24 protein-coding genes are annotated in these 26,761 nt (G+C 42.6%); 15 read left to right on the forward strand and 9 right to left on the reverse strand.

Going from position 1 to position 26,761, the window contains the following annotated elements; genetic code table 11:
• The first annotated feature begins 29 nt into the window (after positions 1-29).
• The 9 genes from E2R65_RS13685 to E2R65_RS13725 all read left to right on the forward strand — a co-directional run bounded on the left by E2R65_RS13685 (position 30) and on the right by E2R65_RS13725 (position 7,658).
• A complete protein-coding gene (locus tag E2R65_RS13685) occupies positions 30-884 on the forward strand; it encodes an alpha/beta fold hydrolase (RefSeq protein ID WP_134337048.1) in 855 nt (284 codons plus the stop codon).
• On the forward strand, positions 881-1,504 hold the full coding sequence (locus E2R65_RS13690; protein ID WP_134337049.1) for a lysophospholipid acyltransferase family protein: 624 nt from the start codon (positions 881-883) through the stop codon (positions 1,502-1,504). Before E2R65_RS13685 ends, E2R65_RS13690 begins: the two co-directional genes overlap by 4 nt.
• 2 nt (positions 1,505-1,506) lie before the next feature.
• A complete protein-coding gene (locus E2R65_RS13695; protein WP_134337050.1) occupies positions 1,507-2,121 on the forward strand; it encodes a lysophospholipid acyltransferase family protein in 615 nt (204 codons plus the stop codon).
• A gap of 3 nt (positions 2,122-2,124) precedes the next feature.
• Positions 2,125-3,216: a glycosyltransferase gene (locus tag E2R65_RS13700; protein ID WP_134337051.1), complete on the forward strand. Its 1,092-nt coding sequence runs from the start codon at positions 2,125-2,127 to the stop codon at positions 3,214-3,216.
• Positions 3,195-3,851: a carotenoid biosynthesis protein gene (locus tag E2R65_RS13705; protein ID WP_134337052.1), complete on the forward strand. Its 657-nt coding sequence runs from the start codon at positions 3,195-3,197 to the stop codon at positions 3,849-3,851. The genes E2R65_RS13700 and E2R65_RS13705 overlap by 22 nt, the downstream gene beginning before the upstream one ends.
• A gap of 79 nt (positions 3,852-3,930) precedes the next feature.
• Positions 3,931-4,782, forward strand: a complete 852-nt coding sequence (locus E2R65_RS13710; protein ID WP_134337053.1) for a 4-hydroxy-3-methylbut-2-enyl diphosphate reductase — start codon at positions 3,931-3,933, stop codon at positions 4,780-4,782.
• Between the two features lie 30 nt (positions 4,783-4,812).
• Positions 4,813-5,487: a fatty acid desaturase gene (locus tag E2R65_RS13715; protein WP_229704675.1), complete on the forward strand. Its 675-nt coding sequence runs from the start codon at positions 4,813-4,815 to the stop codon at positions 5,485-5,487.
• Between the two features lie 111 nt (positions 5,488-5,598).
• Positions 5,599-6,615 (forward strand): ferrochelatase, encoded by a 1,017-nt coding sequence (hemH, locus tag E2R65_RS13720; protein ID WP_134337054.1) that lies wholly within the window; start codon positions 5,599-5,601, stop codon positions 6,613-6,615.
• Positions 6,616-6,782: 167 nt separating this feature from the next.
• Positions 6,783-7,658: a DUF4349 domain-containing protein gene (locus E2R65_RS13725; RefSeq protein WP_134337055.1), complete on the forward strand. Its 876-nt coding sequence runs from the start codon at positions 6,783-6,785 to the stop codon at positions 7,656-7,658.
• Positions 7,659-7,854: 196 nt separating this feature from the next.
• Here E2R65_RS13725 and ettA read toward each other — a convergent pair whose 3' ends face one another.
• Positions 7,855-9,537 carry an energy-dependent translational throttle protein EttA gene (gene ettA / locus E2R65_RS13730; RefSeq protein WP_134337056.1) on the reverse strand — a complete coding sequence of 561 codons (1,683 nt, stop codon included), beginning with the start codon at positions 9,535-9,537 and terminating at the stop codon, positions 7,855-7,857.
• Positions 9,538-9,690: 153 nt separating this feature from the next.
• Between ettA and E2R65_RS13735 the strand changes: the two genes are divergently transcribed.
• From E2R65_RS13735 to E2R65_RS13755, 5 genes are all read left to right on the forward strand, one after another.
• Positions 9,691-9,909 (forward strand): UPF0175 family protein, encoded by a 219-nt coding sequence (locus E2R65_RS13735; RefSeq protein ID WP_134337057.1) that lies wholly within the window; start codon positions 9,691-9,693, stop codon positions 9,907-9,909.
• A complete protein-coding gene (locus tag E2R65_RS13740) occupies positions 9,902-10,117 on the forward strand; it encodes a hypothetical protein (RefSeq protein WP_134337058.1) in 216 nt (71 codons plus the stop codon). The genes E2R65_RS13735 and E2R65_RS13740 overlap by 8 nt, the downstream gene beginning before the upstream one ends.
• 118 nt (positions 10,118-10,235) lie before the next feature.
• On the forward strand, positions 10,236-10,373 hold the full coding sequence (locus E2R65_RS20025; protein WP_158285283.1) for a DUF3368 domain-containing protein: 138 nt from the start codon (positions 10,236-10,238) through the stop codon (positions 10,371-10,373).
• 430 nt (positions 10,374-10,803) lie between these two features.
• Positions 10,804-13,335, forward strand: a complete 2,532-nt coding sequence (locus E2R65_RS13750) for an ATP-dependent Clp protease ATP-binding subunit (protein ID WP_134337059.1) — start codon at positions 10,804-10,806, stop codon at positions 13,333-13,335.
• Positions 13,336-13,547: 212 nt separating this feature from the next.
• Positions 13,548-13,958: an alpha-crystallin domain-containing protein gene (locus E2R65_RS13755; RefSeq protein ID WP_134337060.1), complete on the forward strand. Its 411-nt coding sequence runs from the start codon at positions 13,548-13,550 to the stop codon at positions 13,956-13,958.
• Positions 13,959-14,031: 73 nt separating this feature from the next.
• On the opposite strand, the gene E2R65_RS13760 is transcribed toward E2R65_RS13755, so the two are convergent.
• From E2R65_RS13760 to E2R65_RS13785, 6 genes are all read right to left on the reverse strand, one after another.
• The gene (locus E2R65_RS13760; RefSeq protein WP_134337061.1) at positions 14,032-14,844 is read right to left on the reverse strand and encodes an enoyl-ACP reductase FabI; all 813 of its coding nucleotides are present in this window, start codon (positions 14,842-14,844) and stop codon (positions 14,032-14,034) included.
• A 130-nt stretch (positions 14,845-14,974) separates the two neighbouring features.
• Positions 14,975-15,382: a hypothetical protein gene (locus E2R65_RS13765; RefSeq protein ID WP_134337062.1), complete on the reverse strand. Its 408-nt coding sequence runs from the start codon at positions 15,380-15,382 to the stop codon at positions 14,975-14,977.
• A 106-nt stretch (positions 15,383-15,488) separates the two neighbouring features.
• The gene (gene recN / locus E2R65_RS13770; RefSeq protein ID WP_134337063.1) at positions 15,489-17,144 is read right to left on the reverse strand and encodes a DNA repair protein RecN; all 1,656 of its coding nucleotides are present in this window, start codon (positions 17,142-17,144) and stop codon (positions 15,489-15,491) included.
• 118 nt (positions 17,145-17,262) lie between these two features.
• Positions 17,263-19,284 (reverse strand): M56 family metallopeptidase, encoded by a 2,022-nt coding sequence (locus E2R65_RS13775; protein WP_134337064.1) that lies wholly within the window; start codon positions 19,282-19,284, stop codon positions 17,263-17,265.
• A 67-nt stretch (positions 19,285-19,351) separates the two neighbouring features.
• Positions 19,352-19,726, reverse strand: coding sequence for a BlaI/MecI/CopY family transcriptional regulator (locus E2R65_RS13780; RefSeq protein WP_134337065.1), 375 nt, complete (start codon positions 19,724-19,726; stop codon positions 19,352-19,354).
• A 209-nt stretch (positions 19,727-19,935) separates the two neighbouring features.
• Positions 19,936-22,032, reverse strand: coding sequence for a sialidase family protein (locus E2R65_RS13785; protein WP_134337066.1), 2,097 nt, complete (start codon positions 22,030-22,032; stop codon positions 19,936-19,938).
• Positions 22,033-22,229: 197 nt separating this feature from the next.
• Here E2R65_RS13785 and E2R65_RS13790 point away from each other — a divergent pair, with 197 nt between their 5' ends.
• Entirely contained in the window at positions 22,230-23,000 is a 771-nt protein-coding gene (locus E2R65_RS13790) for an MBL fold metallo-hydrolase (protein WP_134337067.1), read from the forward strand.
• Here the strand turns inward: E2R65_RS13790 and E2R65_RS13795 are convergent.
• Both E2R65_RS13795 and gcvP read right to left on the reverse strand, forming a co-directional pair.
• Positions 22,997-23,416, reverse strand: coding sequence for a response regulator (locus E2R65_RS13795; protein ID WP_134337068.1), 420 nt, complete (start codon positions 23,414-23,416; stop codon positions 22,997-22,999). The genes E2R65_RS13790 and E2R65_RS13795 overlap by 4 nt on opposite strands.
• 321 nt (positions 23,417-23,737) lie before the next feature.
• Positions 23,738-26,647, reverse strand: a complete 2,910-nt coding sequence (gene gcvP / locus E2R65_RS13800; protein ID WP_134337069.1) for an aminomethyl-transferring glycine dehydrogenase — start codon at positions 26,645-26,647, stop codon at positions 23,738-23,740.
• Positions 26,648-26,761: the final 114 nt, after the last annotated feature.

The following is a 26,761-nucleotide window of genomic DNA, read 5'->3' on the forward strand; positions in this document are numbered from 1 at the left end:
GCCATAGTTCAATTTCGCCAGAAAATGACATGCATATTAAAGGAGTAATTCTTAATATTGCTGTTATGGGCTTTTTGGATATCCCCGGCTTGGGCAGGGCACATTATCACCAATATGGAACAGGCAGCAAACCGCTGCTCGCTTTTCATGGCTACGGGATGACGGGCAGGCAATTCCACGTGCTCGAAAAGTCTGTCCTAACAGCATACCACGTTTATGGTTTCGATCATTTTTTTCATGGTGAAAGTAAACTTGGCGACTGGACCGGACAACAAATTATAGAAGGTATGCCTAAGCCCATGGTAAAAGCTTACATGGAAGAATGGTTTAAACAATACGGCAGGCAGCGTTTTTCGGTAATGGGATACTCTATAGGCGCGAATGTGGCTTTGATACTGGTAGAAGAGTATGCCGATTTGATTGATGATATGATCCTGATGGCGCCCGATGGATTATCGGTTTACAAAGGCTTTCAATTTTTAACTTATCAGCCTATAGGTAAATATTTATTTAAAAGGGTCACCAAAAGTAAATGGCTGGCGCCGGCGCTGCTTAAAAATTTAAAAAAGGTTAATTTTATTGACGAAAGCCTGTACCACATAGCCTATAATGAAATTGATACCGAACAAAAACGGCAGGATGTTTATTATACCCTAAACCTCATCCGTTTGTTAAAACCCGATACCACCAAAATAGCGCAGCTGATTAACCGGTACCATATAAAATGCAGGCTTATATTTGGCAGGCACGATAATTTGTTCCCGATGAAAGCGGCCATGCCATTTATTGATAAGCTGCCCCATGCCGAGGTGCATGAGGTAGATATGGGGCATTGGCTGGTTACCAAACAACTGGATGAGTATTTAGTAAATTTGCAGCAATGATACCCGCACGCAGAGTAAAACTTTTTAGCAACTGGTTTGCCATATATATGCGCTACCGTATGCGTAAAGCTTTTAACCGGCTGGTGGTTACACCCTTTACGCCAAAACCAGGGCATTCTGTGCTATTGCTTTGTAACCATTTTAGCTGGTGGGATGGCCTGTGGGGAAATTACCTGGCCTATTGGCACCTTAACAAAGATCTGTACATTATGATGCAGGAAGATCACCTGCAAAAGCGGATGCTGCTGAATCTTTTTGGGGGCTTTTCGATAAACAGATCATCGCGCGAGATGGTCAAATCCTTGCAATATGCCGCGGGGTTGTTGAATGATCCTCAAAACCTGGTGGTGGTATTTCCGCAAGGCGAACTGATCTCAAACCACACTACCGAAATTAAGGTAGAAAAGGGCATCGAGCGACTGATCAAGAATATAAAAGGGCCCTGCCAGATTGTTTATAACTGCGCACTGATAGATTATTTTGAAAGCTTAAAGCCATCGGTGTTTTTCCATTTATTTGATTGCGGCGTGGCAGGCGAAGTACCTTTTGACGAATTGGTTACACAAATAAATACCTTTCATCAGCAAGCCCTCAAAGCACAAATACAGGTGGAGCATTAGTTATGATATATCCGCAAAAAAATAAACTCATTACCTGGTTTTTCCATCATTACATCCTGCGGATCGTAAAAAGTAATTTTTATGCGGTAAAGTTTAACAGCCTTTCAGCAGATGCAAACAGATCTGTTTTATTGCTGGCCAATCACTTTAGCTGGTGGGATGGTTTTTTGATGTATTATATCAACCAAAAGCTATTTAAAAAGCGTTTTCATGTAATGGTGATAGAAGAAACGATACAAAAAGTTTCTTTTTTTAAATACCTGGGTGCATTCTCGGTAAGTAAAAACTCGCGCGATATACTGGCTTCCTTAAATTATGCAGCCACACTACTAAACGATCCCGACAATCTGGTGCTGATATTTCCACAGGGTAAGCTTTACTCCAATTTTGCAGATAAAATAAATTTAGAAAAAGGCGCCGGCAGGATCATGCAAGCGGCAGGCGATAAATGCCAAACCATACTGGCCGCAACATTTATAGAAACCCTGCAACATAAAAAGCCAACAGCCAGCGTTAATTTAAAGCTTTTAAAGGCTAATGATGCGGGCAGGCTTCAGGATATTTATCAGCAGCATTACAATTTTTCAAAACTCTCACAAACACAATTTGTTATTTAGGCAGTGGTTGTAGCAATATCGGTTATATTCTTTTTTATTATACTTCGGTTTACAGTTACCCTGTTTAACTTTATATCCAACCCCAAACTGCCGCGCATCGGCACCCGCTATGCAGACCTGGTATCTGTATTGATACCTGCCCGTAACGAGCAGGGCAATATCATCTCTTTACTGCAATCCATTCATCAGCAGGATTATAACAACTATGAAGTAATTATATTGGATGATGAGTCGACAGATGACACTTATAACATTTGTTTAGCCTTTGCTGCAGATCATCCAAAATTCAAAGTAATTAAAGGCGGGGGATTACCAAAAGGCTGGATAGGTAAAAATTATGCCTGCCATCAACTGGCGCAAAAGGCAAAAGGGAGTTATTTGCTTTTTTTAGATGCAGATGAAACGGTTAGTAACGGTTTAATTAACAGCGCCGTTCACCGGATGCACTTACGGGGGCTTGGCTTATTAAGCTTATTTACCAACCAGGAGATGAAAACAATTGGCGAGTTAACCGTTGTGCCGCTTATGCATTATGTGTTGATCAACCTGCTGCCGTTAAGGCTGATATACCTGGTTAAAAAACAAGCATCCGTGGCAGCAGCCAGCGGGCAGTTCATGCTGTTTGATGCAGCGGCCTACCATCATAACCAATGGCACAAACTGGTTAAGAACAAGGTTGTAGAGGATGTAGAGATCATGAAAACTATAAAGGCTTATGGTTATAACGGCGAAGGTTTGCTGGCAAACCGTATGATAACCTGCCGCATGTACACCGGCTATACCGAGGCATTAAACGGGTTTAGCAAAAACTTTATGGCTGCCTTTAATTACAGCATCCCTATGTTTTTAATATATTTAACATTGCTTATAGGCGGGCCGCTGCTTATTTTTAGTACCGGCAGCCTGCAGCTAATAAGTTTTATGGTAAGCCTTATTGTGTTATCGCGCATTATGGTATCATTTCTATCAGGGCAAAATGCTTTACTTAACGTACTTTTGCACCCTTTACAAATGCTTAACCTGTTGGTTATCGGCATTAAATCTATACAAAAGCATTTAACTAAAACCACTGAATGGAAAGGCCGCAAAGTTTAAATATCACCCCAAAGGTTGCCGTTGCGGTTATTATACTTTTTCATGCTGTTGGCTTTACCGGCTTATCCGTTGCTGCAACAAGGCCGCTGTTTTTACAGTTGGTTGCCTGGCACCTGCTACTAATGATGCTGGTGATAATGCTTGGGCACGATAAGCCGAACAATCGCTTTGGCATTTTTACATTAGTTACTTTTTTACTGGGCTTTACCGCCGAATGGGTGGGCGTACACACCGGGTTACTTTTTGGCAATTATGCATACGGCAAAACACTCGGCATAAAACTTTTGGAGATACCTTTGATGATTGGCGTAAACTGGTTTTTACTGATTTATGCAGTAGGGGTAACTATGCAGCGCAGCAGGTTAAAAAGCGCTGTTTTTCGGGTGGTAACGGGTGCCGCTATTTTGGTACTGCTTGATCTGCTGATAGAACCTGTTGCCATCAGGTTTGATTACTGGCACTGGGCCGGGGGCATTATCCCGATTAAAAATTACATTTGCTGGTTTTTGGTAAGCGTGTTGATGCTGGGGATATTTGAATGGTTTAAGTTTAAAAAACAAAGCAAGGCTGCACCCGTATTACTGATAACCGAATTTGTATTTTTTGGAGCGTTGAATTTAGCGGTGATGTTATAAAATAATGACCAGAGTTTTACCAGTTGCTTATATTCAATTTTAGAATTTAGCGTTTAGAATTTAGTATTTTTGTACCAACATGGGTAATTATCAGTTACAAGTTACAATAGACCAGGATTCGGGCTTTTGCTTTGGGGTGGTTTATGCTATTGATATGGCCGAAGAAATTTTGGCCGAAGATGGATATTTGTACTGCCTGGGCGATATTGTGCATAACGATGAGGAAGTATTAAGGCTAAAAGCAATGGGCCTGCGCATAATTGAACACGCCGAACTATCTGATCTGCATAACGAAAAGGTACTGATCCGTGCACATGGCGAAGCGCCCGAAACTTACAGAACCGCCTTAGAAAACAATATTACCCTGATAGATGCATCGTGCCCGGTAGTTTTAAAACTGCAAAACCGCATCAAAACATCGTATGACAGTAATGAAAAGATCCTGATTTTTGGCAAGCACGGCCATGCCGAAGTAATAGGGCTGCAAGGGCAAACCAATGGCGACGCCCTGGTTTTTCAGGATATAGCCGAGCTGGATAACGCCGAACTACCTGCAAGCTTCACCCTTTATAGCCAAACGACAAAAAGCATGGAGAAGTTTTACAGCGTGAAGGAAGAATTGCTGTCGCGTGGGTACGAGGTAAAGGCTAACGATACTATTTGCCGCCAGGTAAGCAACCGTGATAAAGACCTGCCCGCCTTTGCTACAAAATTTGATAAGGTAGTATTTGTATCGGGCAAAAAATCATCAAACGGTAAGGTACTGTACGAGGTTTGCAAAAAACATAATCCCGATACTTATTTTGTATCATCTATAGATGAATTGGATAAAAGCATGTTTAACGCCGGCGACAAGGTTGGTATAGCAGGCGCAACATCAACCCCAATGTGGCTGATGCAAAAAGTAAAAGCCGAACTGGAAAACTATTAGCAGCATGCTATTTGCTGTATAAAAATCATCTTGCAAAAATCACCCTCATATACCGGTTTGTTTATTGCCCTGCTGGTGCTGGGCAGCTGGGCGGCATCAACCATTTTGCTGATGCAATGGCAGGTTGATTACAAAAACCCGTTGCTGTACCTGTTTATTTTATTACAGATGCATTTGTACACGGGGCTTTTTATTACTGCGCATGATGCTATGCACGGTACCGTTGCGCCAAATAATAACTTAAATAAAGCCATTGGCTTTATCAGTACTTTTTTATACGCCTCGTTCTGGTACCCTAAACTATATACCAAACACCACCAGCACCACAACCACGTGCACACAGATGCAGACCCTGATTACCATAACGGGGCTTTTTTTAAATGGTATGTTAGGTTTATCCGTAATTACCTGTCTGTATGGCAAATTGTAATTATGGCTATTATTTTTAATGTACTTAAGATCTGGATCCCGCAACCTAATCTGGTGCTGTTTTGGGTGGTACCTTCGTTACTAAGCACGTTACAATTATTTTATTTTGGCACTTATTTACCCCACAAAGGCGAGCATGATAATAAACACCAGTCGCGCAGTTTAAAACGCAACCACTTCCTGGCTTTTTTTAGCTGCTACTTTTTCGGGTATCATTACGAGCACCATGATGCCCCCTGGGTACCCTGGTGGAAGTTATGGACGGTGAAAAAGTAAAAATTCACGCCATTGCAATGATGGTAATTACACCTATCATCAATTTGCAATAATAGTTCCTGCATCAAGCGTTTAGGGTGTTTTTTATTACATTTGCCGCTCTTATAAATTATGGCAAAAAAAGGAGTTTTATTAGTAAACCTGGGTACACCAGACAGCCCCTCTACAGCGGATGTTCGTAAGTATCTGAATGAGTTTTTAATGGATGGGCGGGTTATTGATGTTAACCCGGCGTTACGCACCGTTTTGGTAAAAGGCATCATTGTACCTTTCCGTGCGCCAAAGTCTGCCAAACTTTACCAGGCCATTTGGGACAAGCAAACAGGTTCGCCTTTAATGCACTACAGCTTGTTACAGCAAGCCGCCTTACAGCAACGCCTGGGCGATGCTTATATGGTAGAATTGGCCATGCGCTACCAAAGCCCGTCTATTGAATCGGCCCTGCAAAGGTTAAAAGAGGCCCTGGTAAGCGAAATTCAGGTAATACCGCTGTTTCCGCAGTATGCCTCGGCCAGTACAGGCTCTGTACAAGAGAAAGTGATGCGCCTGGTTAAGGAGTGGCAAACCATTCCAACTATATCTTTTTTAAACTCGTTTCACGATAATGAGCTGATGATAGAAACTTTTGCGGATAATGCGCAAAAATATCAGCCCGAAACTTATGATCATATCCTGTTCAGCTTTCACGGCTTACCGCAGCGCCAGCTAAAAAAATGCGACCATACCCAAAGCTATTGCCTGCAGGTTAATGATTGCTGCGATACCTTAAACGACACCAATAAATTGTGTTATTCGGCACAATCACATGATACGGCAAGGCTCATCGCCGCTAAAATGAATTTATCTAAAGACAGGTACACCGTTTGTTTTCAATCGCGCCTGGGCAGCGACCCCTGGGTGCAGCCCTACACCAGCGAGATCATTGCAACATTGGCTAAAGAAGGTAAAAAGCGCCTGCTGGTATTTTGCCCCGCCTTTGTATCTGATTGCCTGGAAACCGTGTTTGAGGTAACCCACGAATATGGCGATGAATTTAAAGCCCTGGGTGGCGAGCACGTTCAGTTAGTAGAGAGTTTAAACAATGCGCCTAAATGGATAGATGCGCTGGAAAAAATGGTTATCGCATAACATAGTACCAAGAGTAACGGCATCTGTGCATTATGCTATAATGCCTTATGCTTTTCTCCTGATAAGTAATCTTTCTTCTCGCCTTGTAACATTTTGCTTATGATGAGCATATAGGGTTACTATTGTTTGATAATTGGTATCAATACTAAACCAATCATCAAACAATTATGAAAACAAGCACTTTTATTGCAATGATGGCTATAGCCTTATTTGCAGCCTGCAAAGGCCGGAACGGTGGCTACGAAGTTGTGAATAACGATAGCAGCACCAGCGCTGATACAGCAAACGGCAGCAGCATAACCGATTCTATTGCGGAAGCCAAACCCAAATTGGTAAAAACTGCCGACATAAGCTTTAAAGTAAAGAACGTGCAACAAACAGGCGACTCTATATCACGCCTTACTGCAAAATTAAGCGGTATGGTAATGCACCACCAAATGGGTACGTCTATACAACGAAGCGAAGATATGCGGTTAAGTAATGATTCGGTACTGCGTGTATCGGCATTTAACACCACTGCCGATATGACGGTGAAGGTGCCATCAGAAAAACTGGAAGATTTTATGAACCACGTTAGCCACATGGGCATTTATGTTATCTCGAGCAAGATGGATATAGAGGATAAATCTTTAGATTACCTTTCGGCAAAGCTGAAACTGAAGAACCGGTTGGAAATGGTTGCCCAGCAAAAAACCGGCAAAATAAAAATTAAAAATCCGGAAGCGGTGCTTTGGCTAAAGGACGATATGATAGACGGACAGATCAATAATCAAAAAATTGACCAGGCTGTTAGCTTTAGTGTAGTGAGCCTTAACTTTTACCAAAGCAATACCATTTATAAAGAAACTATAGCTAATGATGATCCATCAGCTTATAAAATGCCTTTTGGCAACCGCCTTTTGATGGCACTAAGTAATGGCTGGTATTTATTTATTGATCTGATAATTGGCCTGGCCAACCTTTGGGTATTGCTATTAGCTGGTATTGGTTTGTGGATGGCGTTTAAGGTTTATAAGCGCAAATATCCGGTTATAAACGTATAGCCGAATGTTAAAAGACCCGTCATTGCGAGCGATAGCTTGGCAACGCTTCGACAGAATAGTTGGCGATAAGCATGTAGAGGATTGCCAAGTCGCTACGCTCCTCGCAATAACGTGTATGAAACAAAGTAGCCCGGATGCATAAACATCCGGGCTACTTTACGGCCTTGTATCATGACTCTTACTTCTTGACGCTCTATTATACCGTCAGCTTTTTATACTTCAACCTTTTAGGTGCCACGTCGCCAACGCGTTTTTTGTAGTTCTCTTCATAGTCGCTGTAGTTACCCTCGAAGAAGTAAACCTGCGAGTTGCCCTCGAACGCCAGGATGTGGGTACAAACCCTGTCCAGGAACCAGCGGTCGTGACTGATGATCACCGCACAGCCACCAAAGTTTTCAAGTGCTTCTTCCAGCGCACGCAAGGTGTTTACGTCAATATCGTTGGTAGGCTCATCCAGCAGTAACACGTTAGACCCTTTTTTAAGCGTGATAGCCAGGTGCACCCGGTTGCGCTCACCACCTGATAGAACGCCTACTTTTTTCTGCTGATCGGCACCGTTAAAGTTGAATTTAGATACGTAGGCGCGCGAGTTTAGCGGGCGGTTACCCACCATAATGTTATCTAAACCATCCGTTACGTTTTCCCAAACAGATTTGTTAGGGTCAAGGTCGTCATGCATCTGGTCAACATAACCTAAGGCAACGGTATCACCTACGCGGAAGGTACCTGCATCAGGCTGGTCCTGCCCGGTAATTAAACGGAACAGTGTAGTTTTACCGGCACCATTGGGGCCTATAATGCCTACAATACCTGCAGGTGGCAGCGAGAAGCTCAGGTTCTCAAACAATACCTTTTCGCCATAGGCTTTGGTTACGTTATTCGCTTCGATAACGATATTACCCAAGCGCGGCCCCGGCGGGATGAACAGCTCCAGTTTTTCTTCCCTTTCCTTTGTTTCCTCGGATGCCAGTTTTTCGTAGTTTGATAAACGTGCCTTACCTTTTGCCTGGCGGCCTTTTGCCCCCATGCGCACCCATTCCAACTCACGTTCAAGCGTTTTCTGGCGTTTGCTTTCGGTTTTTTCTTCCTGCGCTAAACGTTTTGATTTCTGCTCCAGCCATGACGAGTAGTTACCTTTCCACGGCAGGCCTTCGCCGCGGTCAAGCTCCAGGATCCAGCCGGCAACATTATCCAGGAAGTACCTATCGTGTGTTACGGCAATAACGGTTCCTTTATATTGTTTCAGATGCTGCTCCAACCAGTCGATAGATTCGGCATCCAGGTGATTGGTAGGCTCATCCAGCAATAAAACATCCGGTTCCTGTAAAAGCAGGCGGCATAAAGCCACGCGGCGGCGCTCACCACCCGATAATACCGAAATTTTGGTGTCCGGCTCGGGGCAACGCAGGGCATCCATGGCGCGCTCCAGCTTTACATCCAGTTCCCAGGCATTGGTTGCATCTATTTTGTCCTGCAATTCACCCTGGCGAGCCATCAGCTTATCCATTTTATCAGCATCGCTGTAATACTCTTCCAGGCCGAATTTTTCGTTGATGTCTTCGTATTCCTTTAAAAGCGCGGTAGTAGCGGCTACGCCTTCTTCTACAATTTCTTTTACGGTTTTATCTGGGTCAAGCTCGGGCTCCTGGCTCAGGTAACCAACGGTATAACCCGGCGAAAATACTACCTCGCCAATATTTGTCTTGTCTATCCCTGCAATAATTTTCAACAGCGATGACTTACCCGAACCGTTTAAACCGATCACACCAATTTTGGCGCCGTAAAAAAACGACAGATAAATGTTTTTAAGTACTGTTTTTTGAGGTGGGTAAACTTTGCTTACCCCTGCCATAGAAAATATGATCTTTTCGTCTGCCATGGTGTGCTTATAATTTTAAGAGGTAGCAAATATAGGATTTCAATAGCGCCTCAAAATAAAAATTGATACGAAATTTGTAAAGCAATTTAACGCTTGCTAAACCCGTTACAATAAGGCAATTAATATTAAAAGTATAATACTTATCTTTATATCATGACCACAATAACATTACAGGTTCCTGATGAGCTGGAAAAAGAACATGATAACACTGTTCGTTTCCTTGCTGCCAAATTGTACGAGGCGGGTAAATTAACTTTGGGCCAGGCTGCAGAAATGTGTGGGATGAAGAAATGGGATTTTGCAGAAGTGTTAATTGATTTTGACGTGTACTATCTTGACGCAAGCACCGAAGCCGACTTAAACAATGGCTGATCCTAAATTTTCAGTTGTTATTACCGATGCCAGTTGCTTCATTATTTTAGATAAGATCGATCTTGTTGATTTACTGCCTTGTTTATTTAACAATATTATTACCACGCATCAAATAGCTAAAGAATACGGACACCCCCTGCCAGATTGGGTAATAATTCAATCAGTACAAAATCCCACTTTACAAAACGATCTTTTTAAAAATTGTTGATGCCGGTGAAGCAAGTGCCATTGCATTAGCTGAAGAAATAGGTTGTGATTATTTATTAACAGACGATAAAGCTGCACGTAAAATTGCCGAACAAAGAGGTATTACAGTAAAGGGCTCGGTGGGTTTGTTATTATTTGCCAAACAGCAAGGTGTTATACTTTCTATCAAGCCCTATCTGGAAAAAATCCAAAAAACAAACTTCCGTATATCTTTTGCTTTGATAAACAAAATACTCATCCAGGCCGGAGAGGTATAAATACAGATAATTTTTCACCATAAATTCATCTTATAATTTGTATCTTTCCATATAAATCGTTTGGTTTGTTAAAAGTGCATTGCATACGGCAACCTTCTAATCGGGCATGCCGTATTGTCATAAACTGTGACTATTTGCCCTGTTGTATATCACAACGTTATATAATTCGTAATTAAATTAAACTTTTTGATGGCCGGGCTATCAAAAAATCAAATATCAACCGTTTAAAAGTAGTAATCAGGCACTTTGATAGGTTAAAAATCATAAATCTGTCTCTTTCAATTTTATTTTAACAGGCCATATATCATTAATTTGTCTGTTTACCATAAAGCTAAAAAGTTGGCAATATTGTTGATAAATGTTCTTACAATCGCCTTGACAGATAAAAACAAATTTATAGATTAGGACGATCATAATCAGAAAGGTATATATGGAAGCTAAATTTTCGCCACGGGTTAAGGATGTGATACAGTACAGCAGGGAAGAGGCGTTGCGCCTTGGGCATGATTATATTGGTACTGAGCATCTTTTGCTTGGCCTGATCCGTGATGGTGATGGTGTGGCAATTAAACTATTAAAGGGGCTAACCGTTGATACCGCTAAATTACGCCGTGCTGTTGAGGATGCTGTGAAAGGTACCATTGGCACTAATGTACATATTGGCAGTATCCCGTTAACCAAACAGGCCGAAAAGGTGTTGAAGATAACTTACCTGGAAGCCAAAATCTTTAAAAGCGATGTGATAGGTACAGAGCACCTGCTGCTGTCTATCCTGCGCGATGAGGATAACATTGCTTCACAGATACTGATGCAGTTTAACGTAAACTACGAAGTATTTAAGAGCGAAGTAGAATCAAACAAAAACGACGTTACCGACGAAATGCCGGGTTCATCAACAGGCGGCGATGACGACTTTAAGGAAGACGATTCGTTTAGTCAGCCCAAAAAAGTATCAGATATCAAATCGAAAACACCTGTACTTGATAATTTTGGCCGCGATTTAACCAAAGCAGCTGAAGAAGGCAAACTTGACCCGATTGTAGGCCGCGAGAAAGAAATTGAACGCGTATCGCAAATACTATCCCGTCGTAAAAAGAACAACCCTATTCTGATAGGCGAGCCGGGCGTAGGTAAATCTGCCATTGCAGAGGGTTTAGCCCTGCGTATCGTACAGCGTAAAGTATCGCGTGTGCTATTTAACAAACGGGTGGTTACACTGGACCTGGCTTCTTTAGTGGCCGGCACCAAATACCGCGGCCAGTTTGAAGAACGTATGAAAGCGGTGATGAACGAACTGGAAAAATCTCCGGATGTTATCCTGTTCATCGATGAGATCCATACCATTGTTGGCGCGGGTGGCGCATCAGGCTCGTTGGATGCATCCAATATGTTCAAACCGGCCCTGGCACGTGGCGAGATCCAGTGCATTGGTGCTACCACACTGGATGAGTATCGCCAGTATATCGAAAAAGATGGCGCCTTAGACCGCCGTTTCCAAAAGGTAATGGTAGAACCTGCCACACCGGATGAAACTGTAGAAATACTGAACCGCATCAAAGAGAAATACGAAGAACACCACGGAGTAACTTATACAGACGAAGCGATAAATGCCTGTGTTGCCTTAACAACACGTTACATTACCGACAGGTTTTTGCCCGATAAAGCTATTGATGCGCTGGACGAATCAGGCTCACGCGTGCACTTGACAAATATTCATGTTCCGCAGCAGATCCTGGATATCGAGCAAAAGATCGAGCAGATCAAGATCGAGAAGAATAAGGTTGTTCGCAGCCAAAAATATGAGGAAGCTGCTAAATTACGTGATACCGAGAAACATTTGCTGGAAGAGCTTGATCAGGCTAAATCTGTTTGGGAAGCCGAAACAAAATCCAAACGTTATACCGTAACCGAAGATAATGTGGCAGAAGTGGTCAGCATGATGACAGGTATCCCGGTACAGCGTGTTGGCCAGGCAGACAGTGCCAAACTACTGGCTATGTCTAACACCATCGGCAGCAAAATTATTGGCCAGGATGATGCTATTAAAAAGCTTACCCGTGCCATACAACGTACCCGTGCCGGATTAAAAGATCCTAAAAAGCCTATCGGTTCTTTCATTTTCTTAGGACCAACCGGTGTTGGTAAAACTGAGTTAGCCAAAGAGCTTGCACGCTTTATGTTTGATACCGAAGACGCGTTAATACAGATTGACATGAGCGAGTACATGGAGAAATTCGCGGTATCTCGCTTAGTGGGTGCGCCTCCGGGTTATGTGGGTTATGAAGAAGGCGGACAATTGACCGAAAAGGTACGCCGTAAACCATATGCTGTAGTATTGCTGGATGAGATTGAAAAAGCCCACCCGGATGTGTTTAACATTTTGTTGCAGGTATTGGATGAAGGCCAGCTGACTGATTCATTAGGCCGTAAGGTTGATTTCAGGAATACCATCATCATCATGACCTCTAACATCGGCGCACGCCAGTTGAAAGATTTTGGCCAGGGTGTAGGTTTCACAACCAATGCCAAAGCAATCCAGGCAGATACACACTCACGGGGTGTGATAGAGAACGCTTTAAAACGTGCTTTCGCCCCTGAGTTTTTGAACCGTATTGATGATGTAATTGTATTTAACTCGTTAGGTAAAGACGAGATCTTTAAGATCATCGATATCGAATTGGCTTCATTATTTGGCCGTGTGAACAGCCTGGGCTACAAAATTGAATTGACCGAAGCCGCTAAAGAGTTTATTGCCGAAAAGGGTTACGATTCGCAATTTGGTGCAAGGCCGCTTAAACGCGCCATTCAGAAATACCTGGAAGACCCGATTGCCGAAGAGATCCTGAAAGGTGAAATGACGGAAGGCGACACCCTGATGGTTGACCACGATAAGGAAACCAACGAAATAAAGGTTATCGACAAAAAGAACGAAGCCAAACCAGAACAGGAAGAGCAGAAGTAAACAGCTCCAATCAGTTTTAAATCACTTTGCTACCTTTAAAAGGTTGGCAAAGTATAAAATATCAAGTCCGTTTGTGCATGCAAGCGGACTTTTTTTGTTTAAAGATTAAACCTTTTTCTAATTATTTGTTCTTATGAATATATAAACGAATCTTAAAACCGTTATAATAGTATCGTAGCTGTTTTAAGGCCTAATAAAAACAAAAATATTATATGAAAAAACTACTATCTATCCTATGCCTGTCCATTGTTGTGCTGACAGTCGCATCATGTAAAAAAGAAACCGTTGTTGCTCCGAACACTAATCGCACATTTATTTTTGATATAGCGGCATCTGATTGGCAGCAAACTACAAATCAGGTGAGTTATTATACCAATTTAAATGAGCCTGCCCTTGATAATTATCTGCATCTTAATGGTGCTGTTTTAGTTTACATTTCTTTTGACGGAGAAAAAACTTACGAACAAGTGCCCGAAACCTATGAAGGCGTTGCTTATAGTTTTAGCCATCAAACCGGTTCTATACAAGTACTTGCACAAGCATTTGACGGAGGGCTGCCAGCAATAAATAAACCTGGAGCTGCTACTATTAAAGTTGTTTTAATAGACTCAGACACAAACTAAATAAATTGAGTAAAACTATAAAAGGCCTTCGGATATCCGAAGGCCTTTTATTTTATAAGTGTATTTTGAAATACTATTTTTCCATCTGCTCTATCACAGCAGCAGTAACACCGGTGAAAGAGAAACCACCATCATGAAATAAGTTCTGCATGGTAACCATACGGGTAAGGTCGCTAAATAGGCTAACACAATAATCTGCACACTGATCGGCATTGGCGTTGCCCAGCGGGCTCATTTTTTCGGCATAGTTTATAAAACCATCAAAACCCTTTACACCGCTGCCGGCGGTAGTACGCGTAGGCGATTGTGATATCGTGTTTACACGCACGTGCTTTTTAACACCATACTGGTAACCAAAGTTACGCGCAATGCTTTCCAGATAGGCCTTATTATCGGCCATATCGTTATAATCAGGGAATACGCGTTGGGCCGCAATGTAAGTAAGCGCCAGTACAGATCCCCATTCGTTTATGGCATCCATTTTCATGGCTGTTTGCAAAACGCGATGAAAACTTAGTGCAGATATATCAAGCCCTTTATGGGTAAAATCGTAGTTGTTATCTGTATATGGGATACCTTTGCGTACGTTTACACTCATACCTATCGAATGTAAAACAAAATCTACACCGCCGCCAAAATGCTCCATGCTTTTGGTAAACAAGTTGGTTACATCCTCGTTACTGGTTACATCCGCCGGGATAACAGGGGCGCTGCACTCCTCTGCAAGTTTGTTCAATTCGCCCATGCGTAGTGCCAGCGGCGAATTGGTTAAAACTATTTCGGCACCCTCTGCATGGCAGCGTTGCGCTACTTTCCAGGCGATAGACTGCTCGTTAAGCGCACCAAAAATAATTCCTTTTTTACCTTTTAATAAATTGTAAGCCATTGTTTTTAGTTTTGTAAGTGTGGCAAAGTTAGCTATTAATTACTCGTTACAAAATCGTTTATTTTTTTGAAAATAGGTTCAAAAAAAAGCCCGCTTTTAGATAAAGCGGGCTTTTTTTAAAAAGATTTTTTTAGTTGATAACAAAATAGCCATCGCTACAAACCAATACATTACTAAAGGTGATTGACGTGCCGCTACCAGAATAATTATTTGCGCAAGACTGACCTGAAAACAAATGACTTGTTGGCTGACTTGCTGGAAATATACCTACTGAATAAGTACCTGCAGGTATTGAGGCAGGAGCACCGTTAAAAACATACGTGCCGGAAAAGCTGGAGCTTGAAAATTGTATTCTGTAGTATTGTGAAGCAGCGGTTCCATTTGCAGTAAATGTAAAAGTGTGATTTAATGGTTTGCGGCTCTTTAAGGTAGTGCTTATTTTCCCTGGTTTATTAATAGGGTCCGTTTTAAAAGATAATGCCGTAAAAGCAATTAGGGAAAATGCCGCAATAGCAAAAACAAATGATAATTTTTTCATAATTAAATATAGGTTAAGTTTAAAAGCTTAATTTACAATGAATAATGAATATTTAAGTGCTTTTTGAAAAATATTTTTTCTCATTTGTTAATAATCTTTATCGATTTTATCCACCAAGCAACTCCCTTGCATTTTGTAAAGCGCTTTCGCCGGGGTTATCACCGCTAAGCATTTTGGCTATCTCTAAAACACGCTCGCTATCATCCAGCTTTTTCATGCGGGTATAGGTGGTACTGCCGGTATTATCTTTATAAACAAAGTAATGGCTTTTGCCTTTGCCTGCAATTTGCGGCAGGTGGGTTATGGTTATCACCTGCAGGTTTTGCGACAGGCGCTCCATTACCTGGCCTACTTTATTGGCAACCTCGCCGCTTACGCCGGTATCGATCTCATCAAAAATAATAGTTGGTAACGCGGTGTATTCTGCAATGATAGATTTGATGCTGAGCATTAATCTGCTTAACTCACCGCCGGATGCTACCTTACTCATATCTGCCAGGGCATGGCCCTTGTTGGCCGAGAACATAAAACGAATGGTATCATCACCATTCTTTGTGAGTTCGCCTAACGCCATCTGTTCTATCTCTAAAACAGAATTACTCATCCCCATTTCTGTAAGGTTGGCCAGTACTTTCTCTTGTATTACCGGGATAGCCTTGGCGCGCTTGGCAGATAGGGTTGCGGCAATACCCTCCAATTCCTGCTTAGCGGTAGCAATTTGGGTTTGCAGTTTCTCTACCGCCTCATCGCCAAATACGGCCTGCTGGATCTTTTCAGAAAGGTCGTTTTGTATTTCCAGCAATTCGACATTAGTATTTACACGGTGCTTTTTTTGCAAATTATACAACATACTTAAACGCGTGTTCACCTCTTCGGCACGGGCCTCGTTGGTAAACGTACGCTGTTCGATGTTCTCCAGTTCGGCAGCAATATCTTTCAGTTCTATCAGGGTACTTTTCAGGCGCTCGTGCAGCTCTTCTACCTCGGGGGTATATCTTTCTATGGCTGATAACTGCTGGCCCGCCTCGCGCAGCTGGATCAAGGCTGATGTTTCGCCCTCGTGCATCAGGTAATATGCGCCTAATAAATTTCGCTTTATTTCTTCGGCGTTGTTTAGGGTTGCCAGTTCTTTTTCCAGCCCTTCCTGCTCATCTGCAGCAATGGCAGCTTTATCCAGTTCATCAAACTGAAACTGGTAATAATCCAGGTCGGCCTTGGCCTTATCATTTTGTGCTATCAGTTCGTCCAACTGCTTAAGCGACTTTTTATAAGCGCGAAACTTTGTTTGATAACTGCCCAGCAATTCATGGTGCCCGGCAACACCATCTACCACCAAAAGCTGAAAATCAGGGTCGTTGATCTCGCGGGTGGCATGCTGCGAGTGGATATCGATCAGTTTTTCGCCAAGCTGCTTTAGCGTAGTTAGGTTAACCGGCGTATCGTTCACAAAGGCGCGCGATTTACCATCGGCAGAGATCTCGCGGCGCAACACGGTTTCGCCGTCGTAATCCAGGTCGTTATCCTCAAAAAATGTATTCAGATGGAAGCCGCTTATCTTGAATGCGCCTTCTATCACACATTTTTTTTGCTGATTAAAAAAGTAACGGCTCTCTGCCCGCTGGCCAAGTATTAATGATAATGCACCTAAAATGATGGATTTACCCGCCCCGGTTTCGCCGGTTAAGATGTTTAACCCTTTGTCAAAACCAATCTCCAGGTTATCTATCAGTGCGTAATTTTGTATGGTTAGCTTTTGAAGCATAAAAAAAGTATCCCCTTTTTTGAGGATACTAAATTACTAATTTTAATAGGATTTGTATGAGTGAGCGGTTGATTAAGTTGAATGGTTATATCGTTTCTATTCATCCAATCAACCAGCACTAATTACTTTCAACAGGTTCCGGTTTTTCAGGGGCCTCTGGTTTTTCTACATCTTCGCTTTCATTCCAGCGGTAAACGTTCTCCGGGTAGGTTTTCCGGTACTCGGCTAACTTCTTTTTAAACTCGGGGGATTGAGTATATGCCCTTAACTTGGCAGATGCTTCCTGCAATTGCTTTTTCTGGTTGGCAATATCGGGGTTGGCGGTAAAGCTGCGCATTTGCCTGCCTACCTTACGCATTTCTTCCTGCTTTTGCTTCATATCGGGGTTGTTAAAAGCTTTGCGCATCTCATCGCCGGCGGCACGCATTTCTTCACGGCTTTTCTGCACATCCGGGTTATTGGTATAAGCATGCATTTGCCTGCCCAGCTCCTTCATTTTATCCTGCTGTTGTAATACCCCGGCCGGGATATGCTGCTTTAATTCGGCTTGATATTGGCGATACTTATCATCGTTTTTATTATCATCGCTATTATAAGATCCGTTAACGGGTACGCCATATTTTTTCGCGAGGCTGGCATTCATCTCCTTAAACTCTTTCGACTCATAGTACTTACTCATTACATCGCCCGCGGCAGACATTTGCTTGCCTAACTCGTCCATTTTACCACTGCGGCCACCCCATTGTTTTTCAAATCCGGCAGCAGCTTTTTCTTGTGCAGCGGTGGCTTGTTTGATCCTGTCGCTGTTGTAAAATGCTTCCACGTCATTACCCAGTTTTTCCATTTGGTCGCTTTGGGCTTTAAACGCAGGGCTATCGTAATATTTGCTAATGGCATCACCATGTTTTTCAACCTCTTTGCTTAAGCGCTCCAGTTCGGGGTCGTTAATATCTATATTATAGTTGTTGTTTACATTCCACTTGCCGGCAGCCCTTTTTTGTTTAAAAGCAGCTTTACTTTTTATAGCAGCTATTTTAGGCTTCGGCGTAGTTGTAGGGGATTTGGCAGCTACCGGTACAGTATCCCTCAGCATATTTTTTATAACTGCCGGGGTTAAAGCTTTTACAGATATTTTGCCCTGTGCAATTTGCGGGTTAAGCAAGGCTAATGCGCCAAAGCTTAAAGTTAGTATTAGCATGGCCACCAATGTTGGGCGCATGTTTGGCATTTGTTTTTTTGTTTTCATGATCCTTTCAATTCGTTTTAATAAATAATACTTTTTGCCTGTTACAGCCAGCGCTAACTGTAATTGATTTTGGCGGTTTTGCTCCAGCTTAAATAAAGCTTTTGCGTAGATAACAGGTTTTTGCGTAACATCTACAACCATATCGTCGCAGCTGTTCTCCCGCTCTTCGCCTATTATTTTATTGATCAGTAATACGCACGGATTAAAAAATAACAACGTGGTGATAACTTGCCGCAGCAGGTTGATCAGGTAATCGTTACGTTTAATATGAGCCAGTTCGTGCATTAATATGGCTTCAATTTCTTCAGACCCAAGACAGGTAGATAAAGTGAACGGCAGCAGTATCACTGGTTTTAAATACCCAACTATACAGGGCACATCAACCATTTGACTAAAGCCTACCTTTACGGTTTGGGTGATATCCAGTTTATGAGCAAATTCGCCTATCTGCCGTTGTAGCTGTACACCCAAACTCATGGTGTGTTTTATGTTTTGTATCTTTCTGTGGGCCAGTAAAACCCTTGTTAAGTTGATGAACAGGCCTAAGGCATACACCGCTGTTACATAAGGCAGGTACTGTTCAATACTATAATAATAACGGATGGTTTGATGCCCAAACTGCTGTATATTCTGCGGAAAGGCAGCCAACAGCGACAAGTTATCTGGTTTGGCCAGCCAGTCGTATAGCTGTATCTGGTGAATTAGGGTGTAGGCAAACCAGCCGGTTATGGCCAGCAAGCTACTTAAAGCAATTAAGTATTTTTTTGACGATGAAAGCTCATGTGCACACAACAGTACTAACTTTAATATAAAGTAAATAAGCAGGCCTTGCCATAAAGAGTGGATAATGGCAATGCCTAAAACCTGGCTAATGTTGTATAATATGTTTTCCATTATTGTAAATTCTAAACTCTAAATCCTAATCTCTAAAAGTTAAATCCTGATCTCTTAACTCAAGTCTCTAATCTCTACCCTCAAACTGATCTAAAAAACTTTTGATCGCATCTATCTCATCTTTAGATGCGCGGTGTTGCCCAAGGGCCTGTATCACCAGGTCAGACGTTGAACCTTTAAACACAGTAGATATAATTTTATCCAGTGCGCCTTGCTGTGCCCGCTCGCGGCTTATCAGTGCTTTGTATAAATGCGTTTTGGCATTAGTATCGCGTTCTACCAAACCTTTTTCGTGCATTATCTGCATCAGTTTAAGGGTGGTGGTATAACCGGCTTCTTTGTTTTTAACCAGTTCTTCATGCACATCCCTAACGCTGCACTGCCCCCTTTTCCAAATCACCTGTAATATTTCCAGCTCGCTTTCCGTCGGTTTCAAATCCATGTTATAAAGTTGTACGAATTTCTTCGTACAAATATGTACGATAGTTTTCGTATATCAAAATTTTATTAATAAATAATTTTTTATTTTCACAAATGCAGTAATTATAAACGATAAGGCAGGCTCATTGGCCTGCCTTATCGTTTATAACAGACGTTATAAAAAAGCATACGTTACAATCTGACTGCTTAATTTAAGCGGCTACATAAACTTTATTTAAACACCGTTACTTTAAATGTTGCGCTTGCAGGCGTTATAGCTGCGGATGAATAATTATTAAATTTTACACTCACCGTGTTTGCTGCTGAGACTCTTGCTGTGAAACATGAATTGGCATTACTCGCCGCATTGGGTACACCTACACTTACCACATCACCGTCAACAGCGCCGTTTACTGTAATGGTAAGCTCTGATGATGTTTGTGCCGCTGTAGCCGGGAAAGCCAGCGTTGCTGTGGCAGTAAGGAAATGCGACATGACATTTGCCGTTGTAGCTATCTGTGTTGTGTTAGTGGTAACGGGGGCAGTAGGTGCTGTAGGTATGCCTGTTAATGCAACATTTGTAAATGCTGTAGCAAAAGGCACCAGCTGCAGATTTTTAGTGGTGGTGTTGGTTACTACTATGCTGCCGGATGCTACCGTACCGGCAGGTAAATTAGGCGTAAGTATGTTGCCATTACCGGTTACGGAAAATATTTTTGTTGCTAAGTTGCTGCTGTATATGGCAATACTTTCGTTTGTTAAAGCATTTACGCCACCATTCAATACAAGCGTACCCGGGTTGCTTAAATAAACATTACCATTAACGGGTTCTACAGCAAATGGCTGTTGTAATGTTTTAAGCTGAAAGGCATTATTTTTTGCATTCCAAACCTCTGTGTAAATACCCTCAGGCACGGCTGTTTTATTTATTGTATTTAGCAAGCTGTAGGTATAATTAAATCCATACAAAAACATCCGCTCTTTATTCAAATCTGTTGATGGGCTGCTATATTCCCCATCTGTAGAAAAGCCTACTATAGTGTTAGCATTTAAAAAAGCAACACATGGCTGGTTATAAAAATTCCTGTTATTATTAAACGGGCGGGTAACCTGTTCACGTAACGTCCATCCGTTGGCAATACCAAAAACCTCATACTTAAAGTTTACATAAACCTGCATCCGGTCATTATTTCGTTTAGCAGTTGTGCCTCCTCTTGCCGTACCAAATAATATCAGTTCTTCCCTTTCGGCATTATATAAAAGTACCGGGCAGGCTGATCTTACAGCTACGCTTTCACTATAAGTGTTTGTCAGCCCTGTAAATACCCATGTTGTACCTCCATCAATAGACTCGTACTGATAGTATGGCCCGTTATCATCATTACGTGCAATACAAAGCAAATAATTATTGCCAATGGCAACTATTGAGGGTTCTGTAACTTTTCGGGCTAATGATGTGGTATAATCATACATGGTTGCACCCAGTGTCCAGGTAGCGCCATCCGCACTTTCTAAAAGCTGCGCCTTACGGTTACCTGTATAAGTAGCTAAAATATACTTTGCGTTCACCGATATTATTTTACCATACCCTACTGTGCCCAACGGCACAATTGATGGTGCAACGGATTGGAACGCGCTCCATGTTGCATCAGTGCCGGCAGTTGTCAGGTCATCCGAGTAAATAAAACCAAAATCCACCTCTGCAGGTATCAAATAATTGTATTGCCTTATAAAAACCACAAACCGACCGGTATCGCCAACGAACCCACCTGATATATATCTGTCATCATATGTGCCGTTAAAAATGGTTACCGGAGCTGTAAATGTTTTAATGCTATCTGTTGAGATCCTTAGAACGATCTGCCCGGAATTATCCAATGTCGAGTCGGTAGCCGATCTGAATACGTTATAAACAACACCATCCCTGCACTCCAATATCCCTTCAGCATAATTGCCAACTCCGTTGCCGGAGTATGACAAGCCGTAACCGTTAAACTGCCAGTTGTTGTAGTCGTCTGTATTTGATTTGTACGCGGCTTCGGCTTTCTCTATCAATTCGCAGTTGGATATACCATCTTTAAACCAATATTCTTTATTAACGCCTTCGTACACATTACCATCAAGTACATAGCCGCCGGTATTAACAATAATAGGGAACTGCCCTGTTCTTGCATCGCCGGTATTAAGGTAATCAAATACCTCGTCGATGTTTAAATAAGGCCTGTAAACAGCAAGCGTCTCGTCATAAAAATAGCTGCGGGCGTCAACAGGTTTTGATTCTATCCCCATTGATTTTTCAAGCGGGAAATGTAATGATGGATCGTACATATAGTTTTAAATTAGGGCTTTGGGTATTTTATAAACTAATTCTTCTTAAAATTCCTTTCAAACATACTTAAATACCAACCTTTTTCACAAGGGAGATATAGCTTAAATTGCAGGGGGAATCAAACTGCTAATGTCATTTATTCGCGGGTGTTGCCATCTTAGTTTTTTGCAAGCTATATTTGCGCAAACACTACGCTATGGAAATTTTTGCTTTGGGCGAAGGCTCTTACTCGGTTGATGCCACTAAAAAGTTTATCCCATTTAACCCCGAAACTGATAGTAAAAAAGACCGCCCCGGCTCGCTGTTTATCCATGTAAACCCATTTCTCATCAAAACCGCGGATGACCTGATCGTGCTGGATGCCGGCCTGGGTTATAAAGATACCCGCGACGAGCTATTGCTGCATCAGCATATCCGTAATGCGGGTTTCGATCCGGATGATGTTACGCTGGTACTGATGTCTCACCTGCACTATGACCATTCGGGCGGTTTGGTGGTAGAGCAAAACGGCAAACTGCAGCCAAGCTTCCCGCAGGCAACGCATGTTATACAGCGCCAGGAATTTGAATTTGGCCTTACCGGTAAATCTTCATCATACCACGCAGAGATCTTTAAAGCCCTGCAGGCAAACGCTAAAATAGATTTTGTTGAGGGATCCGGCGAATACAAACCGGGCATCAGTTATGAATTATCGGGCGGGCATTGCAGGTTTCACCAGGTATTCCGGATAGAAATGGAAGGGCAAAAAGTATTTTTTGGCGGCGATGAACTGCCCGAGCCCGAGCAACTGATCAGAAAATTTGTGGCTAAGTATGATTACGATGGCCACCGGGCAGCCGAACTACGCATACAATACGGTAAAATGGCAGCCGCAGAAGGTTACATTTGCCTGTTTTACCATGCAAGGGCAACTGCTTTAGGCATGGTTAAATACCAGGATGATGCCTTTACGGTTACCCCGGTTTAAACCTGTGCTACGTTAAAAAGTTCTTTGATCTTTTCTACGTTGAGCGGTTTAGATATAAAATCTTTTACAAGCGGGTATGAACGTGCTTTATTGATATCGTTACTAAAAACCGAAGAAGAAATAATATAAATTTTACTTTTACCCAGCGGGTCTACATTCAGGCGCTTATATTCGTCCAGAAATTCCCAGCCGTTCATAATCGGCATATTAATATCCAGCAGGATGTAATCAGGCAGTTTATCAGGGTCTTTACGCTGAATTTCAAGCAGTTGTTCAATAGCAAATTTACCATTTAAACATGCCATAATATTAGAACTGGTTAAAGCTTTCTTGATTAACTTTATCGATATAAAATTGTTTATCTCATCATCGTCAACCAATAAAACACTTACTGTTTTGTCGCTATTAGGGCTCATATCTTCTTTATACGGAATTAAAATTTAAAAGGTTATATTCTTAATAGTTGTAACGCGTTTATATAACCTATGTATTGTAACAAAACTGTTAACCTAATAAAGATTGTAATTATTGCACAAATTACAGCAACAGCGCAACTGTCTAAAGTACGTAACGATAACTTATATGGGGTTAGATCTATTGTTTTTTACTGCTTTAGTATATGTATGATATTAAAAAAGCAAACTAAAATTGAATTAGTTTTAAATCAAATAAAAGAAGGCTCCTTCAATAAGGAGCCTCCATGTAGTTATTGTGTGTGTGCGCCTACCTCTTTACAATCACGTTCCGTATTCGGGGGTAGTTACTTCACTTTCTTCAAATTCGTAATCGGTAAGCGGCGGGCAAGAGCAGATCAGTGTGCGGTCGCCATAGGTATCGTTCACCCTGCCAACAGACGGCCAGAATTTAAACTGGGCCACATAAGGCAAGGGGTAAGCAGCTTTTTGGCGGGTATATGGATGCCCCCAATCGTTGCCGGTAATTACAGCGGCAGTGTGCGGCGCATTTTTTAACGGGTTATCCGTTTTATCAGATACCGCTTTCTCTACATCATCAATCTCACCACGGATAGAGATCATAGCATCGCAGAAACGGTCTAATTCATGTTTTGGTTCAGATTCGGTCGGCTCTACCATTACCGTACCCGCAACCGGGAAAGATACCGTTGGCGCGTGGAAACCATAATCCATTAAACGTTTGGCAATGTCCGTTACCTCGATACCGAATGACTTGAACGAGCGGCAATCCAGAATCATTTCGTGTGCACAACGGCCGTTTGCGCCGGTATATAATACCGGGTAGTGGCTTTCTAAACGCGCCTTAATATAATTAGCATTAAGGATGGCATAACGGGTTGCATTGGTTAAACCATCGCCGCCCATCATAGCAATGTAAGCGTGTGATATGATCAGGATAGATGCCGAACCCCATGGTGCAGCAGATACGGCATGGATAGCTTTACCATTATCAATATCAACTACAGCATGCCCCGGCAAATAAGGCACCAGGTGTTTGGCTACGCCGATAGGGCCCATGCCCGGGCCACCGCCGCCATGCGGGATACAGAAGGTTTTATGCAGGTTAAGGTGGCAAACATCTGCACCAATATTGGCCGGGCTGGTTAAACCAACCTGTGCGTTCATGTTAGCGCCATCCATATAAACCTGCCCGCCATTCTGGTGGATGGTTTCGCAGATCTCGATAATACTTTCCTCAAACACACCGTGTGTAGATGGGTAAGTAACCATTAAGCACGATAATTCGTTTTTATACTGCTCGGCTTTGGCTTTCATATCGGCAACATCAATATTACCGTTATCATCACATTTTACCACCACGATCTTCATCCCGGCCATCGCTGCAGAAGCAGGATTGGTACCATGTGCAGATGAAGGAATCAGGGCAATATTACGGTGATGGTCGCCCCTGTCATGATGATAGGCGCGTATAACCATTAAGCCGGCATACTCGCCTTGCGCACCTGCGTTTGGCTGCAGGCTCATGGCTGCAAATCCGGTAATCTCGCTTAACCATTTGTTCAGTTCGTCAAATAACTGCATGTAGCCCCCTACCTGGTCGGTTGGTGCAAAGGGGTGCATTTTGCTGAATTCCGCCCAGGTAACCGGTACCATTTCGGTAGTAGCATTCAGTTTCATGGTGCATGACCCCAGGGCTATCATCGAGTGGCACAGCGAAAGATCCTTTGCCTCCAGCGATTTGATGTAACGCAGCATCTCATGCTCGGAATGGTGCGTGTTAAATACCCCGTGTGTTAAGCAGGCAGATGTGCGCTGCATTTCGGCCGGGATAACGCCTTCAATTCTATTCTGCAGGGCATCAAGGTTAGCATCAGCCAACGTTTTGCCTTTAACTTTTGCAAAAAAGCGTACAATGGTTTTGATATCATCAGGCGAGGTAGTTTCATCTATAGAAATGGTAGCTACCGTGCCCTGGTAATTCAGGTTAAGCTCGTTGTTTAACGCTTCTGATTTTATCGGGCCTGCCAATATGCCAAGCTCCACTTTTAACGTATCAAAGTAAGTATCGTTCTGCTGCTCATAACCAAGCTCGGTTAAAGCATTGGCCAGCAAAACGGTTAAACCGTGTATCCTTTCGGCAATCAGCTTTAAACCCTGCGGGCCATGGTAAACGGCATACATACCGGCCATAATAGCCAGCAGGGCCTGCGCGGTACATATATTGGAAGTTGCCTTATCCCTGCGGATGTGCTGCTCGCGGGTTTGCAATGCCATGCGCAGGGCATAGTTGCCTGCGCTATCTATCGTTACCCCTATAATACGGCCGGGGATAGAGCGTTTGTACTCTTCTTTGGTAGCAAAAAACGCAGCGTGCGGGCCGCCAAAACCCATAGGCACCCCAAAACGCTGGGTAGAACCCACCACAATATCTGCGCCCCATTCACCCGGTGGGGTTAACAGTAACAGGCTCATGATATCGGCAACAACGGTTAGCTTAATATTTTTGGCATGCAGCGCATTGGCAAAATCGGTATAATTATAAACCGCACCGTGGCCTGCGGGGTATTGCACCATGGCGCCAAACATATCGTCGGTAAGTTCAGCCGTGCGGTGGTCGCCTATTTGCAGTTTTATGCCGTAAGGCTCGCTGCGGGTCTTTAAAATATCAATAGTTTGCGAAAATACTTCTTCTGATACAAAGAAAACGTTAGCCTGCTGGTTTTTACGCAGGCTGTACTGCATAAACATCGCTTCGGCAGCGGCAGTACCTTCGTCCAGTAAAGAAGCATTGGCAATTTCCATCCCGGTTAAATCAATCACCATGGTTTGGAAATTTAGCAAAGCCTGTAAACGGCCCTGCGCAATTTCTGCCTGGTAAGGCGTGTACTGGGTGTACCATCCGGGGTTCTCCAGAATGTTGCGCTGAATAACACCCGGCACAATTACATCATAGTAACCCTGGCCGATGTATGATTTAAACACCTTGTTTTTTGAAGCTGTTTGTTTTAGTGTGTTCAGGTAATCAAACTCGCTTTTTGCGGCCGGTAAATTCAGCGGATCTTTCAATCTTATCTTTGCCGGTACGGTTTGGTCTATCAATTCATCAAGCGAATTTACCCCGATGGTTTTTAACATTTTGTCGGTATCGGCCTGGTTTGGCGCGATGTGCCTTTGCTCGAATTTCTCCTGGTAATTAATGTTCAGCTTCATTGAAATGGGTGTCCCTTAAATTTACCGCAAAGGTACAATTTTAGGTAATGAATAACAACGCGCTAATATTATACTGACAGTGCTTTTACAAGTAAACTATCATATTTACCTGGC

The sequence above is a fragment of the Mucilaginibacter phyllosphaerae genome (genome assembly GCF_004378255.1).
GTDB lineage: Bacteria > Bacteroidota > Bacteroidia > Sphingobacteriales > Sphingobacteriaceae > Mucilaginibacter > Mucilaginibacter phyllosphaerae.

Bases quoted from the DNA above. Each gene is read 5' to 3' on its own strand.
- E2R65_RS13775 (WP_134337064.1), bottom strand. From the start codon at position 19,284: ATGGAAAACATATTATACAACATTAGCCAGGTTTTAGGCATTGCCATT.
- E2R65_RS13750 (WP_134337059.1), top strand. From the start codon at position 10,804: ATGGAAGCTAAATTTTCGCCACGGGTTAAGGATGTGATACAGTACAGC.
- E2R65_RS13725 (WP_134337055.1), top strand. From the start codon at position 6,783: ATGAAAACAAGCACTTTTATTGCAATGATGGCTATAGCCTTATTTGCA.
- E2R65_RS13790 (WP_134337067.1), top strand. From the start codon at position 22,230: ATGGAAATTTTTGCTTTGGGCGAAGGCTCTTACTCGGTTGATGCCACT.
- E2R65_RS13695 (WP_134337050.1), top strand. From the start codon at position 1,507: ATGATATATCCGCAAAAAAATAAACTCATTACCTGGTTTTTCCATCAT.
- E2R65_RS13735 (WP_134337057.1), top strand. From the start codon at position 9,691: ATGACCACAATAACATTACAGGTTCCTGATGAGCTGGAAAAAGAACAT.
- E2R65_RS13760 (WP_134337061.1), bottom strand. From the start codon at position 14,844: ATGGCTTACAATTTATTAAAAGGTAAAAAAGGAATTATTTTTGGTGCG.
- hemH (WP_134337054.1), top strand. From the start codon at position 5,599: ATGGCAAAAAAAGGAGTTTTATTAGTAAACCTGGGTACACCAGACAGC.
- ettA (WP_134337056.1), bottom strand. From the start codon at position 9,537: ATGGCAGACGAAAAGATCATATTTTCTATGGCAGGGGTAAGCAAAGTT.
- E2R65_RS13740 (WP_134337058.1), top strand. From the start codon at position 9,902: ATGGCTGATCCTAAATTTTCAGTTGTTATTACCGATGCCAGTTGCTTC.
- E2R65_RS13795 (WP_134337068.1), bottom strand. From the start codon at position 23,416: ATGAGCCCTAATAGCGACAAAACAGTAAGTGTTTTATTGGTTGACGAT.
- E2R65_RS13690 (WP_134337049.1), top strand. From the start codon at position 881: ATGATACCCGCACGCAGAGTAAAACTTTTTAGCAACTGGTTTGCCATA.
- E2R65_RS13685 (WP_134337048.1), top strand. From the start codon at position 30: ATGCATATTAAAGGAGTAATTCTTAATATTGCTGTTATGGGCTTTTTG.
- E2R65_RS13705 (WP_134337052.1), top strand. From the start codon at position 3,195: ATGGAAAGGCCGCAAAGTTTAAATATCACCCCAAAGGTTGCCGTTGCG.
- gcvP (WP_134337069.1), bottom strand. From the start codon at position 26,647: ATGAAGCTGAACATTAATTACCAGGAGAAATTCGAGCAAAGGCACATC.
- E2R65_RS13710 (WP_134337053.1), top strand. From the start codon at position 3,931: ATGGGTAATTATCAGTTACAAGTTACAATAGACCAGGATTCGGGCTTT.
- recN (WP_134337063.1), bottom strand. From the start codon at position 17,144: ATGCTTCAAAAGCTAACCATACAAAATTACGCACTGATAGATAACCTG.
- E2R65_RS13755 (WP_134337060.1), top strand. From the start codon at position 13,548: ATGAAAAAACTACTATCTATCCTATGCCTGTCCATTGTTGTGCTGACA.
- E2R65_RS13780 (WP_134337065.1), bottom strand. From the start codon at position 19,726: ATGGATTTGAAACCGACGGAAAGCGAGCTGGAAATATTACAGGTGATT.
- E2R65_RS13785 (WP_134337066.1), bottom strand. From the start codon at position 22,032: ATGTACGATCCATCATTACATTTCCCGCTTGAAAAATCAATGGGGATA.
- E2R65_RS13765 (WP_134337062.1), bottom strand. From the start codon at position 15,382: ATGAAAAAATTATCATTTGTTTTTGCTATTGCGGCATTTTCCCTAATT.